Origin of the sequence: Neorhizobium sp. T6_25 (assembly GCF_002968555.1) — a bacterium.
In the GTDB taxonomy this organism is placed as follows: domain Bacteria; phylum Pseudomonadota; class Alphaproteobacteria; order Rhizobiales; family Rhizobiaceae; genus Neorhizobium.
Map to the genome: position 1 here is coordinate 472,860 of NZ_PVBL01000001.1, position 15,168 is coordinate 488,027.

Sequence of the window (15,168 nt, forward strand, 5' to 3'; positions counted from 1 at the left end):
GGCTGATGGAGGGATGGGGACGTTATCCAAGGCATGAAAGTGAAGTGCTTGATTGCAGGTTGCCGGAAATGCTGCCTGGAACGGTGTCATCGCGCGCGGGTCTGATTGCTCGCGGCAACGGCCGCTCGTATGGCGACGCCGCGGTCGGTGAGCATCTCACGTTGACCTGCGGTGCATTGAGCCGAATGAAAAGCTTCGACGAGATGAACGCGTCGCTGACTGTCGAAGGTGGCGTCATGCTGTCGGACATTCTCAGGTCGTTCATCCCCCGGGGCTTTTTCCCCCCGGTGGTCCCAGGCACGAAGTTCGTCACGGTTGGCGGAATGATCGCATCCGATGTGCACGGGAAGAACCATCATCGCGACGGTGGGTTCGGTGAACACGTTCGCGAAATCAAGCTGGTTGTTGCCGGTGGTGAGATCCTTACCTGCAGCAGAACCAAGAATTCGGAGCTATTTCTCGCGACCCTCGGCGGTATGGGCCTGACGGGCGTCATCGCTGAAGCCACCTTTACGCTGAGGCCCATCACTACCGGCTGGATTGTTCAAAAGACGGTCGTGACAGAAAACCTCGGCGATACGCTGAAAGCCCTGAAGCAAACAGACGACGCCACCTATTCCGTTGCCTGGATTGATTGCCTTTCGCGCGGGGCTTCGCTCGGCCGCTCGCTTATCTTTGTCGGCGAGCACGCCAGCCCGACCGAAATCGCTCAAATGCCAAAAGCAGCGCTATTGCCTCCCTCCAGGGCCGCCCGCTTTCGGCTGCCGGTCGACCTGCCTGGTTGGGCGCTCAACAGGGCGAGTGTTTCCGCATTCAACGAGCTTTACTATCGGATGGGTGCCGGCAAAGCAGCCCGAGCCTCGTTGGTCCACTGGGACAGCTACTTCTTTCCGCTTGACGGTCTGCTCGAATGGAACCGCCTCTACGGCAAGCGCGGCTTCCTGCAGCATCAATGCGTAGTGCCTGACGAAAATGCGCTTGCGGTTCTGAGCGGTATGCTCGATCGTTTCGCTCGTTCTGGGAAAGCTTCATTCCTGGCCGTTCTCAAAAGATTGAGGGGTGGCGCAGGCCTTCTGTCATTTCCGGCCCAAGGGTACACCCTGGCACTCGACCTGCCGATCGCGCCTGGCGTGTTCCAGCTGTTAGACGAAATTGACAAGCTGGTTGTCGCGGCGGGAGGGCGGCTCTATCTCGCCAAGGATGCGAGGCAATCCCGTTATACATTCGAAGCCGGCTACTCCCGACTGCAGGCGTTCAAAGAGGTGCGACGAACAACGGGGGCCGACCGTCACTTTAGTTCGCAGTTGGGAAAAAGGCTTGGCATATGAAAGCCATCGGCAAGACACTGCTCCTGATTGGCGCGACGTCGGATATTGGTCGTGCGACTGCCCTGGTCTATGCCGAGGCGGGCTGGGACATTCATTTGACCGGACGCAGGCGTGAACTTGTCCAACGCGAAGCCGATGACATCGTCACGCGGACCGGCGCCGCCGTCGCCACCCATGAACTGGATATTCTTGATACCGGCCGCTTCGAAGAGTTTTTGAGCACCGTGTCGCCATTGCCTGACACCGCCATTTGCGTCGTCGGCGAACTCGGCGAGCAGGCCCGCGCCGAAAGGGAACTCGAACACGCAGCCATGGTGATGCGGACAAACTTCGAAGGACCGGCTTTGATGCTCGGCCTCCTGGCTAACCGCTTTGCCGCGCGCGGGGCCGGCACCATCGTCGGCATAAGTTCTGTCGCCGGCGACCGCGGGAGAGGATCAAACTATGTGTATGGCGCCGCGAAAGCTGGCCTAACGGCGTTCTTGTCCGGTCTCAGGAACAGACTATCCACAGCCGGGGTCCGCGTCCTCACCATTAAACCCGGTTTTGTCCGAACGCGGATGACTGATGGAATAAAGCTTCCACCAATGCTCACGGCCGAGCCTGCGGAGGTCGCTCAAAGGATCTTCGCCGTTGCCGATGGCAGCAAGGGAGGGGACGTCGTCTATGTCCGGCGGATTTGGTATCCGCTCATGGCGATAATCCGAGGCATCCCGGAACCGATCTTCAAGAGGTTGCGGCTGTGATCGAAACCTGGGGAATAGAAGATAGAGATTGCCCTGGCCGCGCAATCGTCCGCATGCTCCATCTTGTTGATCTGCCTTTTCCGCGCGCCGATGCGGATCAAGACCTGCCCTCGGGAAGGACGGGGTCTAGATGAGGCGCCGCCTTTTTTCCCCACAAGTCGCGCTCTTGGCGGTCGCGGCAATTTGTGCCGCCATGCTTGCCCTTCCTGGACGGACCATCAACACCGCTTTCATCAACGACGTCTTGATATTCATTGATGGAGCGCATCGTATCGCTGTCGGGCAGGTGCCAAACCGTGATTTTCATACGGCGCTCGGACCGTTGGTCTTCTATATCCCTGCCTTGGGATACCTCCTGTCCGGGAATTTTGGCGCCGCGATACCGATGGGAATGGCGCTCCTGATCGTCGCGTTCATGCCTGCGATGATCCGTATCCTTCTTTCGCGCCTCAGCTCACCCTCAGCCATCGCCTTGGGCATATTCCTGATTCTTATTCTCGCTGTTCCGATCAATCTCGGAAGTCCGGTCCGGCTTCTTTCTTTCGCGATGTTCTACAATCGAATCGGGTGGGTAGCTCTCGGGCTCATCCAGGTGATGTATCTGAAGCCGAGATCCGACGCCGCGCGCAACGACGTTGCAGACGGTCTCGCGACGGCCTTTCTTCTACTTGTCCAATTCTACACCAAGGCGACCTACGGACTCTGCGGCGTGGCCTTTTTGATCTTCCTGTTGTTGGACCGGCAGCAACGTTCCTGGATCCTGCTCAGTCTGTTCCTGACCGCACTGGCAATGATCGTAATCGAGTTCTTCTGGCGCGGCACGCTCCAGCATATAGAGGATCTGGGGGCTGCCGCACGGGTCAGCGGTGATCATGACATCCACAGCATACTGAAAAATATCCGTGAGAACTTCTCGGATTTGGTCGTTTTCACGGTCTTTGCGCTAGTCGCCTTCTGGCACATCCGCAGCCTTCGAGACCTCCTCTACTGCGGGTTTTGCGTGGGCGCGGGATTGGCAATCATCAACCAGAACGCCCACAGCTGGGGTATCATCACCCTCTATTGCGGAGCGGCCGTCCTGGCGGAAAAAGCAGGGCGCCTTCAATCACTCCACCAAGGCGCGCAAACCGGGATGACTCGCCTTGCAGCTGCACTGCCGCTGCTTCTAATCTTCTTTCTGTTGCCGCCCATCGTCCACCACGGCGAGGCGATCGCTCTTCACACGGCACTTGCCGCGGAGAATGTGGGCAAGCCCCTTGGTCCTCGGCTTTTTGAGGACGTCCGGGAGATCGACCCACCCGGTGGCGAGCCTGATTTCATTCAGCGCTACCTCGATAGTATCGAAAGTGGAGCGGCTCTACTTCAGGCCCTGCCGATTCCGCTGGAGCGGGTATTCGTGCTCGATTTCGTCAACCCCTTTTCCGCGGGACTTGGGATACGCCCTCCCACAGGTGACACTGCGTGGTTCCACTGGAACCGCAACATCAATGAGAAGACCTATATCCCACCCGAAGCACTGTTCGCCGACGTGAAGATTTTGATGGTGCCGAAGGCTGGCATCAACAGCCTACCGTTACAGGCGCTGTATGGCCCATTCATCTCGAAAAATTTCGAGATGGTGCAGAAAACGCCGGAATGGACGATTTACCAGCGACCACAGGCGTCGTTGGAAAGCGAGGAGCGGTGACGCAGGCAGTGAGGTCGATGCCGGAGCAGGAAGACGCATCGCCACGGGCCGGCCGCCAATACATCTGGTGGACCACCGTCGTGTCGTTTGCGCTGGTGCTTTCAGCTCTTCTCGCTCTGCCCAACCAGACGATCACCAGCAAATACGTCAACGATCTCTTTGTCTTTCTCGACGGTGCGCATCGCATCTGGTCGGGACAGGTTCCGAACGTGGATTTCCATACCTCTCTTGGAGCACTCACCTTCTATATTCCTGCTGCCGGCTATGGCCTTTCGGGAAGCATGGGCGGCGCGATGCCGGTGGGCATGGCCATAGTCATCCTCCTGTTCGCGGCCGTTGCCGCAGCGATTCTCGGCAGCCGTATGCACAAGGCGCTCGGCTTGCCCTTGGCGGCATTTCTGCTTTTGCTCATCGCGGCTCCTGCCAATCCCGGAGAGCGGATCGGCGATCTCACATTTGCGATGTTCTACAATAGGCTGGGCTGGGCCTCGCTCGGTCTTCTTTTGGTGATGTACCTGCCCCACCTATCCAGCGCTCGGAGCAAGGTCGTGGATGCCGCCTGTGCAAGCCTCCTAGTGTTGCTCATGCTCTACACAAAGATCACCTATGGCGTTGTAGAGCTCGCATTTTTGGTATTCCTGGCAACCGATCGACGTCGAATCGGGTGGGCCCCGCTGGCGCTTGGGATGATCGCGAGCAGCGTCCTTGCAATCGAACTTGTCTGGCGCGGCAGCCTCAACTACCTTGCGGATATGCGCCTTGCAGGCGAGAATAGCGGCGGGCTCCCGACGCTCGGCGCTCTGGGGCAGGTCCTTCAGAACAATCTCGCCGACCTTACTGTCTACGCGCTTGTCGCTGGCATCTTTCTTGTCCTCGCACCAAGCTACCGCCATTTTCTTTTTACAGCTTTTTGCGGCGTAACCGGCGTGCTGCTCATTGAACAGAACTTCCAACACGCCGACATCCTGACGCTGGGGCCAAGCGCAGCTGTGATCACTCAAACTCTTCTGAGGACCGAGCTTCCCCGACTGCACCGGAAGGCTCGTCTCGTCTTGCCGCCACTGCTGGCATTTCTGCTTGTGCCGGCCGCGATAAACAGCGCCGCGGCTGTTGCCATTCATGCCCGTTACGCCATTGCCGGATGGGGCGAGCCTATTCCGCTGCCGGCATTTTCGGGAATTCGGCTTGTCGAGACATGGAGCATTGGTCAGTACGACTATTTTGTGCAGTATAACCGCACTCTGGCCGAGGCGTCGGACGTGCTGTCCCAATTGGGCCCTAGCCAAGCGACTGTCGCCGTGCTGGACTTCGTCAACCCCTTCTCGGCCGGCTTGGCGCTCCGGCCGCCCGTCGGCGACAGCGCCTGGTATCACTGGGGTCGAACGCTCGGTCCCGACTACCATCCACCCGCGGAGGAGATCTTTGCAGACGTCGATCTGATCCTCGATCCCAAATGGCCAATCGAGATCTGGACGGCGAATGGTATGCGCGACATTTTTGCTCACTATATCGCCCGCCATTTCGACAAGGTACGGGAGACAACGAATTGGAGAATCTACCGCAGGAAAACATGAGCAGCAGACTGCCTTTCCGCTCAGCAGCGAGCAGGCCGATGAGGAGCAGGACGAGGGCCCAGGCGTTGCCGGCATCATGATCGGTTTGTTGATCTCGATCAAACCGAATTTTGCGGTCTGGCCCGTGCTGCTTTTTCTCGCAGGCCACCGCACGCCGAGCGTCGTCGCGATTGTAACGGCCGTCGTCATAGCCGCGGTCCCTTTGCTCATTTTCGTGTCCGGAATCTATCTCGATTGGCTGCACTTGGTGGCGACAGACGGCGGGCGGGCGGTGTTCTTGAGGAAACGCGTCGTTTGCAGGACTTGCAGTGCGGGCGGGCCTCCCGGCCGTGGGCACCGCTCTTGCAGTCGCATTATTGCTTTCGCTGGCAGCGTGGGCTTTTTTTCCGCCGGCCGCCAGTGATCGTCGTCAGCGGATTTGCTCTCTTGGCGTCCCTCCAGGCGTCGCCGCTCGGCTGGATCCACTATGCACTCTTCCTCTTTCCCGTTCTTTTGCATCATTGGCAGCGGCCTTGGACATGGCTGTCGGCCGCAGCTCTGGTGATACCGGTCCCGGTCATACTCGGTTACATCGGTGCTCCCCGCCTAGCACAACTAGGGGGCGGCTCGGTCTGGCGTTAGCGGCGGATAGATCCCGAGGGGTCCTACCCCGTCGCAGCCGCCCGTCCGGAAGCAACAAACGCGCCGAAATTCCAAAGGCCATTGTCTGAGGCGATACGCGGGAATTCTGCGCGAATGGCCCACGCTGATAGTAGCTCGATGCCAGTGGCCGCAGTAAAGTAGAGCGGTCGCCACCGCGACCGCCGGCACTCAGTCTGATCGAGAGGCCCCTTTCTGTCAGATCGCACGGCTCACTTCCCCAGACAAACCGGTCTGAGATCTGATAAGCGAGCGTTTAGCGTCTATCGCTCCGGACTTGAGATCGTTCACGCAGCCTCTGTCGCCAAATGGATCGCGAAAGCGTTCTTCACTAGGGTGCCGGGCCTTTAGTCGGAATAGACCGCTTTCCCGCCATAGGTCAGGCGGGTTGGCACGGGCCGCGTTTGCATATCATTGGCCGAGCAGCTGCCGAGAGCTATGAGCTGACCTACTGGAACCTCCCTGCCCGTCCCGAAGCCGAGCCGGGATCAACCATCGGCGGTCATATCGGCATGTTTAAGGAAAATCGATCAGACTCACACGGAGGTCATTGATGACCGCGGCGAGCCCTGGCGGACCGATCAGCGGTACGACCCGGGCTGGCGCCAGCTTGAAGACCGCACGCCCCAAGACGGCATATTCGTGTGGCGAGATGGATAGATGATGCCGTCGGGAAGCGACTGGTGATCGTAGAACGCGAGGGCCCAGAAGCGCGCAAGGCTCTGACGCGTGGATTTCGCCAGGTCGGTTGGCACCCCCATCCTGATCGCGCGATCGTCGCGCAGGTCAACAAGCCTGAGGTCTGCGAGCGTCTCGATCCCAGCCTAGCGCCGCGCATAGATGTCTTTTTCCTCAATTGGAAAATCGCCCACAAGACCGTCGCGGCGATGACGCTACCGCCTCAAGGACGCAGGACCTTGAGTGTTTCTTCCAGATAAGGAACGCCACAGCGCTTCGTTGCGTCACGTCGGTGTGGATCGCTGAACTGGCTCGCCCTTTTCCCAAATCCGAGGGTCCGGAAAAGCGCTTGCGTAGATCCGACCATAGCGACGCCCTGAGGGAATGGTTTCGATTTCGAGCGGCTGACGCTCGAAACCGGCAGACGGTTTGATACCAGCCATTTAGCGCAAATCACTGCGGGCAACGCCCCCAGCTGCGGCGATCACGTCGCTATCCTTGCCTGGCTTTAGGGCGTCGAGCCCGGCACGACCATCAAGAGTGACGTGGGGCGAAACAAGGAAGCGGTAAAACGGCCCAGGCGCGGCGGCGGCCGGCTCTCGTGCGCCGGACAAGGCCGCATAGAGTTCGTTATTCGGTTCGCCAGCCTGGGGTCGCTCCGACACACGCCCCAGCTAGGGACGGAACGATCAAGTCTGGACCTGGTTTAACCCACATTATTGACGCTAGCGGAGGCCACCATGTTGGCGATCCTGATCGGTGCCGCTTTCATAATCGGCGGACTTCTTATTCTCTTTTCATCGGCACTTGGTCGAAGACCGAGTGATCCACATCAAAGGCCGCAAGGCGGCAGCACACTAGAGCCACGCCACCAGGGCCTCGTGTACCTCGGCATATCCAAAAACTGGCGAGGCCTCGCCATCATCGCGGTCGGCGCACTTCTACTCGCTGTCGGAGGGTATTCATGACGCTCGGCACGGCTTGACCGTTCCGACCTGTTCTGCCAGACGGCGATCGAGATCCCGCTGTGGGATCTAGTTCAGGCCGCGGTGAAGGCCGGATGGGACAAGCCCGACGTGCTGACGGCCCTCATAGAAGTGGCGGACAACCTTATGCTGGCATGGGTCGAATGCGGAGCTCGATGCACTGCTGAAGGCGATAAGGCCGAACATCGGCTGACTGGCGAGAAAAGAAGGTCCCACCGAAGCGGGCCGAGTCGAGGGACATTTCTGGAGTAGTCTGGAACGGAGCGCGGTGAAGTGCTGATGGGTGGAAGGGCGGGCGCTACGTCGAAAGTTCAAACGTTGACCGACGAAAACGTTCAGTCCCTTAACCTGATTTCCTCTTCGCCCCCTATTTTCGGAGTTCCCTCATCCCCGCCGGCGGCTATGCCTGTGAGGGCGTTGCTTGCTGGCGGACTTATGGAAGTGATTGTATTTGGGTATCCGACCGTGCCCGGCCGGGACGAGCCCCTGCCTTCGCGGCGTCCCTTGAGGAATGTCAGCGAGAAGCCTTATCAGCTTCGTTGTGTTTTCCTATGGCTTTCTCGGTTCGTGTTTGCATGGCGGTGCACTCGACGGCGCGCGCCTCCTCCTGGCGGTGATGACACTCAATGGGATGTCCATTGTGGTAGGGTGATATTTTGTTGCAAGGCCCCTAGGCGAGGAACCTTACGAGGCGAAGGAAGTTAGCCGCCGAAATTGGAGCTCGCTACATGGCAAATTATATATGGCTTTTCATCGTCGCAGGCGGCGCCGCCATATTGGGCAGCACTCTTGCATTCGGCATGATCAATCAGAACGGGAAAAGATCCGCGGTCGCAATCGCTGGCGCATTCATAGTCTCGGGCTTGGCCCTCATCTTGGGCCTCTATGTATCATCCGCCCCAACCGCTCCCCAAGTGGCATCCGACCCGCAAGCATCAGAAACCAGTCGTCCCGCACGACAGTCCGATCAGAACGCTCTTCCCGGCTTGGCGCAGCCTAACCGTTGAGGAAATCTCGCCGTGAGCAACGGCAGGTGATGCCCGTATCGTTGCAGCAGGCTACAAGCATGATTTTCTCGATGTTGCTTCGCTGCCCGGCGAAGATGTCACGACGACACGCCAGCGCGTTTCGAGATGAAAAGCTCGTACAGTCATCGAAATCCAGCACGCCAGAGCGGGCCTGACGCGTGGAGTGTTGCTGGGCCCGGCGTTCGGCGGCACGATAAACTCGACCGAGAGCTGAGAGTTGGGACAGCGGCTCCCTCGAATGCTCCGGCGTCTCGAGAGTTCTGCCGATCGTGGTACCACAATGCCCGTGTCAATATTGCTCTTAACCAAGCCGTCCACCGTCACCGCCGATTGAGGAAGATGAGCGCTGTGCGGCTTCCTTAGATTGGCGCAGCTACCTATCTTGATGTGGTGCGGGAACCTGCACGTCAAGAAGCCGTCGCCGGGAGAGTTCCCAATACACCCGCAGGTTTCATGTCCCGCAATGGGCCAAGCGGGCGCCGTACGAGATCGTACGAAGCGATTCCGTCAGGAACGTAAGATCTTGGCAGATGTTCCTCTTATGAAACAGGAGGAAAAAATGCACGATTGTGAGCATGAAACAGGCTTTACCGAAGCAGAACTTCTCGAACACATTCCCGCAGTCCGGCAATTCGCGCGCCGCTTTCATGCCGCACCGACCGATGTGGACGATTTGGTCCAAGAGACATTGACTAAGGCGATTGCCAATTCAGCCAAATTTCGGAGGGGGACCCAGTTACGGTCGTGGCTATTCACGATCCTGCGGAATAGCTTTTGTTCGAAATACGGCCTTGCCAAACGCGAGTCGGTCGGGCTAGGCGAGGATTCGGCGGCGTGGGTGATCATTCAACCGTCCCAAGAGTGGAGCGTCCGCGGGCGAGAGCTTGAAAAAGCTATCGCTGCTCTGCCAGTGCATTATCAAACTGCTTTGGAACTGATCTTTGTCGATGGTCAGACTTATGAAGATGCTGCACACCGGTGCGGATGCCCAGTGGGAACCATGAAAAGCCGGGTCAACCGCGCCCGCTTACAGCTTTCCAAATTTTTGATGGCCGATGCCATTTAGATGAATTCGCTGACGTCATTGCTGCTTTTTCAGAGTTATTAACGGACGCGGTTGTAGCTTCCGGATCTCGCAGCCTCCATCCTGTGTCTCCTGCCGTTTTCCGTCCCGTTGCCGTGGGGCGCATCGTGATCTTCGGGGCCGGATCATGGGAATTCGAAATGCAAGCCGTGTGCGGTCTACCGGTCGGTCTCTTGGTATCGGGGGCCGTTGGTCGAAAGGGCTGGGCCCCTCGACGGCAATACTAGATGGCGCGGCCGGTCTCCTCCTCACGGTGATTATTTGCACGCATTGGGTCCGAGATCGTGGCCGTCCAAGGCTCAACCAGCGATGAGAGACGGGACCGGTGTTTATTGGCAGGCAGGGACGGGGCGCCTAGCTGCTCTCGTTCTCATGTCAGAAGAGCGTGGCTCCTGGTCAAGGCCGGATGCCCATGGCCGGAGGGTTTCTTGTGCCGGCAATCAGGTTCTCGACAAAAACCACTCTGTCGAGCCCGCTTTCTGTCTCATGCTCAAAGATCAAGCGGGAATCCCGTACCTCCGCCTTTCGAAAACGCGTCAATAACTTGATTGTCTTCTGCAGCGGCTTTCCGGCAAAGCTTATTGCTATTGCAACGGGACCACCATCCAGCTTGGTGATCCCCAATCGGGTCGCAGCTATTCGCAGCTTGGTGAGGCGAAATAAGACAGTGACCTCCTCAGGAAGTTCGCCAAAACGATCCTCAAATTCTTCAGCGAATGCGTCAACTTGGCCGTCGGCAGTGGCTTGAAACAGTCTGGCATAAAGATTAAGCCGCACCGCACCATCGGACACATATTCTGGCGGTATCGTGCCGTTTATACCCAGGTTCAGAACAGTGGCCTGTTCCGCAATGGCCGTCTGCTTTTGCGACGCTTTAACCGACCGTTCCAAGAGCTTTTGGTAGAGGCTGATGCCGATCAGCTTCATATGCCCAGCCTGATCCTTACCCGCAATGTCTCCAGCTCCGCGAAGGTCGAGGTCCTGCATGCTGATCGCGAGCCCGGCGCCGAGACGGTCATTTTTCACCACAGCTGAAAGACGCAAACGAGTTTCTTCGGAAATGTCTTCGCCGTCGGCCGTCACAAGATAAGCGCTCCCCTGCGCTTTACCTCGTCCAACCCGGCCCCGCAGCTGATGCAGTTGCGCCAAACCGAACCTGTCGGCGCGCCACACGAAGATCGTGTTGGCGCGAGGCACGTCAAGACCGCTCTCAATGATATTGGTGGACAAAAGTACGTCGCCATCGCCGTTGGCAAAACCGACCATGACCTCGTCCATCACGGCAGGCTTCATTTTGCCATGGGCGACCCGAACCGCGAGGTCCGGCACAATGTCACTGAGGATCCTGTGAACAGGCGTGATATCCTCGATCTGCGGCACGACGAAGAAACACTGTCCACCGCGGCGATATTCCCGCACCATCGCCAGCCGAAGCGAAGCCCGGTCGAACGGACAGAGCGTCGTCCTGACGGGTCGGCGTTTTGAAGGAGGCGTGGCAAGAATGCTAGCATCCTGCACGCCGATCAGCGCGGATTGCAACGTTCGAGGAATAGGTGTCGCAGACATGGTAAGCGTGTGCAAGAGAGGTGCCATTTTCCTCATTGCCTGCTTTTCTCGCGTGCCAAACCTATGCTCCTCGTCGACGATCAACAACCCCAGGTGACTGAAACTGACATCCTTGGCGAGGATTGCTTGGGTCGCGACGACGATACGGAATTTGCCGTTGGCGAGACCTTCCTTCACCTCTTTTGCTTTCTTCGAGTCGACGACGCGAGACAGCATCGCAACCTGAACTCCGGTCTCCGCAAATCGGCGCTCGAATATGGTGAAGTGCTGGCGAGCAAGCACCGTGGTCGGAGCGATGACAGCGACCTGGCCGCCGGCAAGCGCGACAGCTGCCGCAGCACGCAGCGCAATTTCCGTTTTACCAAAGCCAACATCGCCGCAGATCAAACGGCTCATAACAGTACCCGATGCGAGGTCCTTGAGCACTGCCTGAATTGCAGCTGTCTGGTCGACGGTCTCGGCATACGGAAAGCGGTCAACGAATTTTTTATATTCCACGCGCGGCGGCACAAATGATTCAGCCTGCGTGTCCTGCCGCTCTTTTGCGAGGCGCAACAAGTGGCGGGCGGCCGCGCGAATATCCTTTTCAATGACAGCGCGCCTTTTCGCCCATGCTTCGGTGTGAAGCCGATCGAGTGTCACCGCCTCAGGCTCTGATCCGTACCGCCAAAGTTTCCCAAACTCATCCATCGGGACAAGAAGTGACGCGCCGTCGCGGTATTCCAGTCGGGCAGCATCGTGGTTGAGGCCTTCGACGTAGACGCTTTCCAAGGACTTCAATAGACCAACACCATGGTCTTCGTGAACGACAACATCCCCGAGCTGGAGCTCGGGTTCGGCAAGATGCGCCACGATCCCCGTGGTCTGGGCGCGGTTGCCAAGTACATCCTTTACAGAGATCACGGTGACATCTGCCGCTGCGAAGCCGTGGTCTAAAGCGCAGTCCATTGCCAAGAGCACACCGGGCGGTGCTCTTCTGTACTCCTTCCAGGCGCAGATTCGTTCGAGTTCGCTTCCGATTTCGCGCTCCAGCCGCCGAACAAGACCGGTCCACATCTGACCTGTTCCCGCGAGCACGATGGTGCGTCCCGCAAGCTTTTCCCCCTTCACGAAATCGATGAAAGCTCTGCGGGGATTTGAACTCTCCGCGAATGCGGGGATCCGTCGCTCATCCTCGAGATCCAGGTGGAACATGGAAATGCCCGCCACGGCACTAGCCCACGTGGATTGTTCAAGATATAATGAAATGGCTCGGTCCTTTTCTTGGCCATCAAAGCGCTGTCGAGCCTGTCGCGCTTCCTCGATAATCTCGAAATAGGCGGTCAGGCGCTCTTCAGCGCCCTGTTCGAAGGCAATTTCGACGTCTCCCAACATATCAAATACAGTCTCCATACTGCCGTAGAGGTCAAACAGGCGCCGCTCGGAGATTGCAGGCTGCGGCGTCAGTTCATCGAAATTCCCCTCCCCGACAATCGCTTCCGATGCCGGTCCGAACACCATCGCGTCTACCGTGTTTGTCGTCCGTTGCGTTGTCGGATCGTAAGACCGCAATTCCGCAATCCTCAAATCTTGTGCCAGAACGATACGCACCGGCCTGGCCGCGCCGGCCGGAAAAAGGTCTATGACATCCTCGCGGAATGCCAACTCGCCAGGTTCATCGACGATACCATCTTCTAAGTACCCGGTGCGCCGGACAAATTGGTCGAAGGCCTGCCGATCGAAGGCATCTCCGACGCGAACCTCGAACCAGCAATTTTGGACGATCACCCTCGGAGGAATGCGCTGAAGGACCGCCTCCAGCGAGGAGATGAACACCTTGGGTTTCGAAGAGGGTCGCGACCAGACCCGCAATGCGTCCATCCGCCGTCCCATTGCCTGTCTGGACGGAGGCACTCGGTCATACGGAAGGCAATCCCATGGCGGAAGTACCACGATGTCGAGGTCTGGGTCGAGGCAACGGATCGCATCCGCAACTCGGTTAGCGCCACGTTCGCTGATGGCAACATATCCGAGAGATCGCTCCCGGGTCGCCATTATGTCGATGAGGTTGGCAGCGATTAGTGTGGAAGGAGGTCGATGCGAGGGATATGTTTTATCCGGGCCGACAGGACCTGTGTATTCGATAACGCGCAACGAACCTCCCAACCATTTCGCCTGCGAGAACTCACTCACCAGGCGCCGCCAATCCATACTACTGCTAAACCTGATTTCCCACTGATGGTTCCGGCGATAGCGAATCAATGGGTTTCAGATAAACCGACCAAAGCATGGCGGGGCCGCAGTCGACGGTGTCAGCAATTTGCAACCGAACGTATTCCCCTGTCTATCCGATCCAGATATCGCTTATCCTGTCCCAGGCGAAACTAAGGGATCTTTTGTCAGCACGGTTGCCCGTGTTCTCACCGCTGAGCCTGCTCTGCTGGACCCAAAAGACGTGCGGTCAAATGCGACCTCGACCAATAGTATTTATGAGCGGCTGGCAGGGGAGCAGCGATCACACTTGCCGTTGATCGCCATCATCCTGGCGCCAGCAAATCACAGGACTGAGGTATATCCACCGGTACTTACGGAGGCTTGACAGGCTCATTGCATGTGATGGGGCATCTTTTGGTTCACCTACCCTGGCGCGGAGCGAGGACACCGATGTCAATGGCTTGCGGAATCTGACGCAACAAAGCTCAACCTACTCGTCTCGAAACAGAATGCTCCTGCTTAAACACATTTTAACAGTCGTTCCAACGTTGTCGCCGTCGCTCAACTTTATTTGCCCCACTGTGTTCTGGGCATGGAGGCCGGGGCCCTCAGCGGTGGAACTAATCGTCGCTACACTTGTTCGTCTTCCCGATCGACTAACCAGGAGAGTTGAATGAGCCGACGGATGCTGATTGTGATTGTCGCAGGGCTGATCGCCGTCGTTGGGATTGTCACTGCGGTCGTCGATCAGGCTCAGATGAGTTCAACGGGCGACCACCCGACCCCAGCGGCTCGCGATCCGCGCAATCCGGCTGCGCCTGCGCCATCTAACTAGCTCCCCTTGCCAACCTCCTTTTCGATTACTCCCATGGCCTATTATAGGGCTGTCGAAGCGGGCACGACTATGGCGACGACTCGATTCGCATCGCGGTGTCCGCAGGGACAGCCTGGCACAAGACAATGCGACTAACCATAGCGCGATATGATAGGAGAGGCCGCATCCTGCTTCCGGCAGCGACGAGGATGAAATGCTGAAACAGGCAGATACGTCGTCAAAGACACCACTTTCGCCTGATGACCTGGAGGTCTTAGAGGAATTTCTCAAGGCCTGGTGCGAAGAGAATGGAGCCGACAGGTCCGACGAAGCCGCCAAGGACGTCGCGTCAGCTTTGATTGCTTGGTACCAGGAGGATTCTAAGTACCGCCGCCGCGTTCAGCTGAAGAACACCGACGACATCCCACTATCGCGTGAGATCGAGATCCTCCTCCGAAAGATCACCTGACCTGGAGCCGTGGAGGGTCGACTTGGCCCTGCGAATTTCCCAAGGATCCCGGCGCGGTCGGGCTTCAAACTCACCGAAATGGCGGTCTAAGCCTCGCGGATCTTGCCTCCAAAACAGCCAGAGTCTTGACGGCCTGTAATCCCGAGCTTCGGGGTTACTATCCGTATTCCGGACGTGGCGCCATCAAGGGGCGTGCTACCACCGGGCTCGCCGTACTTGCAGCCATTTCTCTCGAGCCCCGGAAGCAGCGTAAGCGCTGTCCTGACCCCACCTTCCGGATCATCACTTGATCATTGATGTTCAGCCTCGAAAGAGGGCTTGGACATATGTCGATTTCAGAGCTTACGCTTAACTCCAAGGATGAGCCGGTCCACCG

At 58.1% G+C, this 15,168-nt stretch carries 11 protein-coding genes; 10 read left to right on the forward strand and 1 reads right to left on the reverse strand.

Features of this window, described 5'->3' with window-relative positions; all coding sequences use genetic code 11:
* The first annotated feature begins 5 nt into the window (after positions 1-5).
* From C5L10_RS02155 to C5L10_RS02205, 8 genes are all read left to right on the forward strand, one after another.
* The gene (locus tag C5L10_RS02155; RefSeq protein ID WP_105428322.1) at positions 6-1,328 is read left to right on the forward strand and encodes an FAD-binding protein; all 1,323 of its coding nucleotides are present in this window, start codon (positions 6-8) and stop codon (positions 1,326-1,328) included.
* Positions 1,325-2,074 carry an SDR family oxidoreductase gene (locus C5L10_RS02160; RefSeq protein ID WP_105428323.1) on the forward strand — a complete coding sequence of 250 codons (750 nt, stop codon included), beginning with the start codon at positions 1,325-1,327 and terminating at the stop codon, positions 2,072-2,074. Before C5L10_RS02155 ends, C5L10_RS02160 begins: the two co-directional genes overlap by 4 nt.
* A 130-nt stretch (positions 2,075-2,204) precedes the next feature.
* A complete protein-coding gene (locus C5L10_RS02165) occupies positions 2,205-3,761 on the forward strand; it encodes a hypothetical protein (RefSeq protein WP_105428324.1) in 1,557 nt (518 codons plus the stop codon).
* Positions 3,710-5,335, forward strand: coding sequence for a hypothetical protein (locus tag C5L10_RS02170; RefSeq protein WP_245447899.1), 1,626 nt, complete (start codon positions 3,710-3,712; stop codon positions 5,333-5,335). Before C5L10_RS02165 ends, C5L10_RS02170 begins: the two co-directional genes overlap by 52 nt.
* A complete protein-coding gene (locus C5L10_RS02175) occupies positions 5,241-5,738 on the forward strand; it encodes a glycosyltransferase 87 family protein (RefSeq protein WP_105428326.1) in 498 nt (165 codons plus the stop codon). The genes C5L10_RS02170 and C5L10_RS02175 overlap by 95 nt, the downstream gene beginning before the upstream one ends.
* 919 nt (positions 5,739-6,657) lie before the next feature.
* On the forward strand, positions 6,658-6,912 hold the full coding sequence (locus tag C5L10_RS33480) for a hypothetical protein (RefSeq protein ID WP_172716878.1): 255 nt from the start codon (positions 6,658-6,660) through the stop codon (positions 6,910-6,912).
* Positions 6,913-7,392: 480 nt separating this feature from the next.
* Positions 7,393-7,620, forward strand: coding sequence for a hypothetical protein (locus C5L10_RS34245; RefSeq protein ID WP_105428327.1), 228 nt, complete (start codon positions 7,393-7,395; stop codon positions 7,618-7,620).
* Between the two features lie 1,569 nt (positions 7,621-9,189).
* Positions 9,190-9,732 carry a sigma-70 family RNA polymerase sigma factor gene (locus tag C5L10_RS02205; protein ID WP_245447900.1) on the forward strand — a complete coding sequence of 181 codons (543 nt, stop codon included), beginning with the start codon at positions 9,190-9,192 and terminating at the stop codon, positions 9,730-9,732.
* 414 nt (positions 9,733-10,146) lie between these two features.
* On the opposite strand, the gene C5L10_RS02210 is transcribed toward C5L10_RS02205, so the two are convergent.
* On the reverse strand, positions 10,147-13,176 hold the full coding sequence (locus C5L10_RS02210; protein ID WP_245447901.1) for a DEAD/DEAH box helicase: 3,030 nt from the start codon (positions 13,174-13,176) through the stop codon (positions 10,147-10,149).
* A gap of 1,006 nt (positions 13,177-14,182) precedes the next feature.
* Here C5L10_RS02210 and C5L10_RS33485 point away from each other — a divergent pair.
* Both C5L10_RS33485 and C5L10_RS02215 read left to right on the forward strand, forming a co-directional pair.
* The gene (locus tag C5L10_RS33485) at positions 14,183-14,344 is read left to right on the forward strand and encodes a hypothetical protein (protein ID WP_172716879.1); all 162 of its coding nucleotides are present in this window, start codon (positions 14,183-14,185) and stop codon (positions 14,342-14,344) included.
* Positions 14,345-14,537: 193 nt separating this feature from the next.
* The gene (locus C5L10_RS02215) at positions 14,538-14,792 is read left to right on the forward strand and encodes a hypothetical protein (protein ID WP_105428329.1); all 255 of its coding nucleotides are present in this window, start codon (positions 14,538-14,540) and stop codon (positions 14,790-14,792) included.
* Positions 14,793-15,168 lie beyond the last annotated feature (376 nt).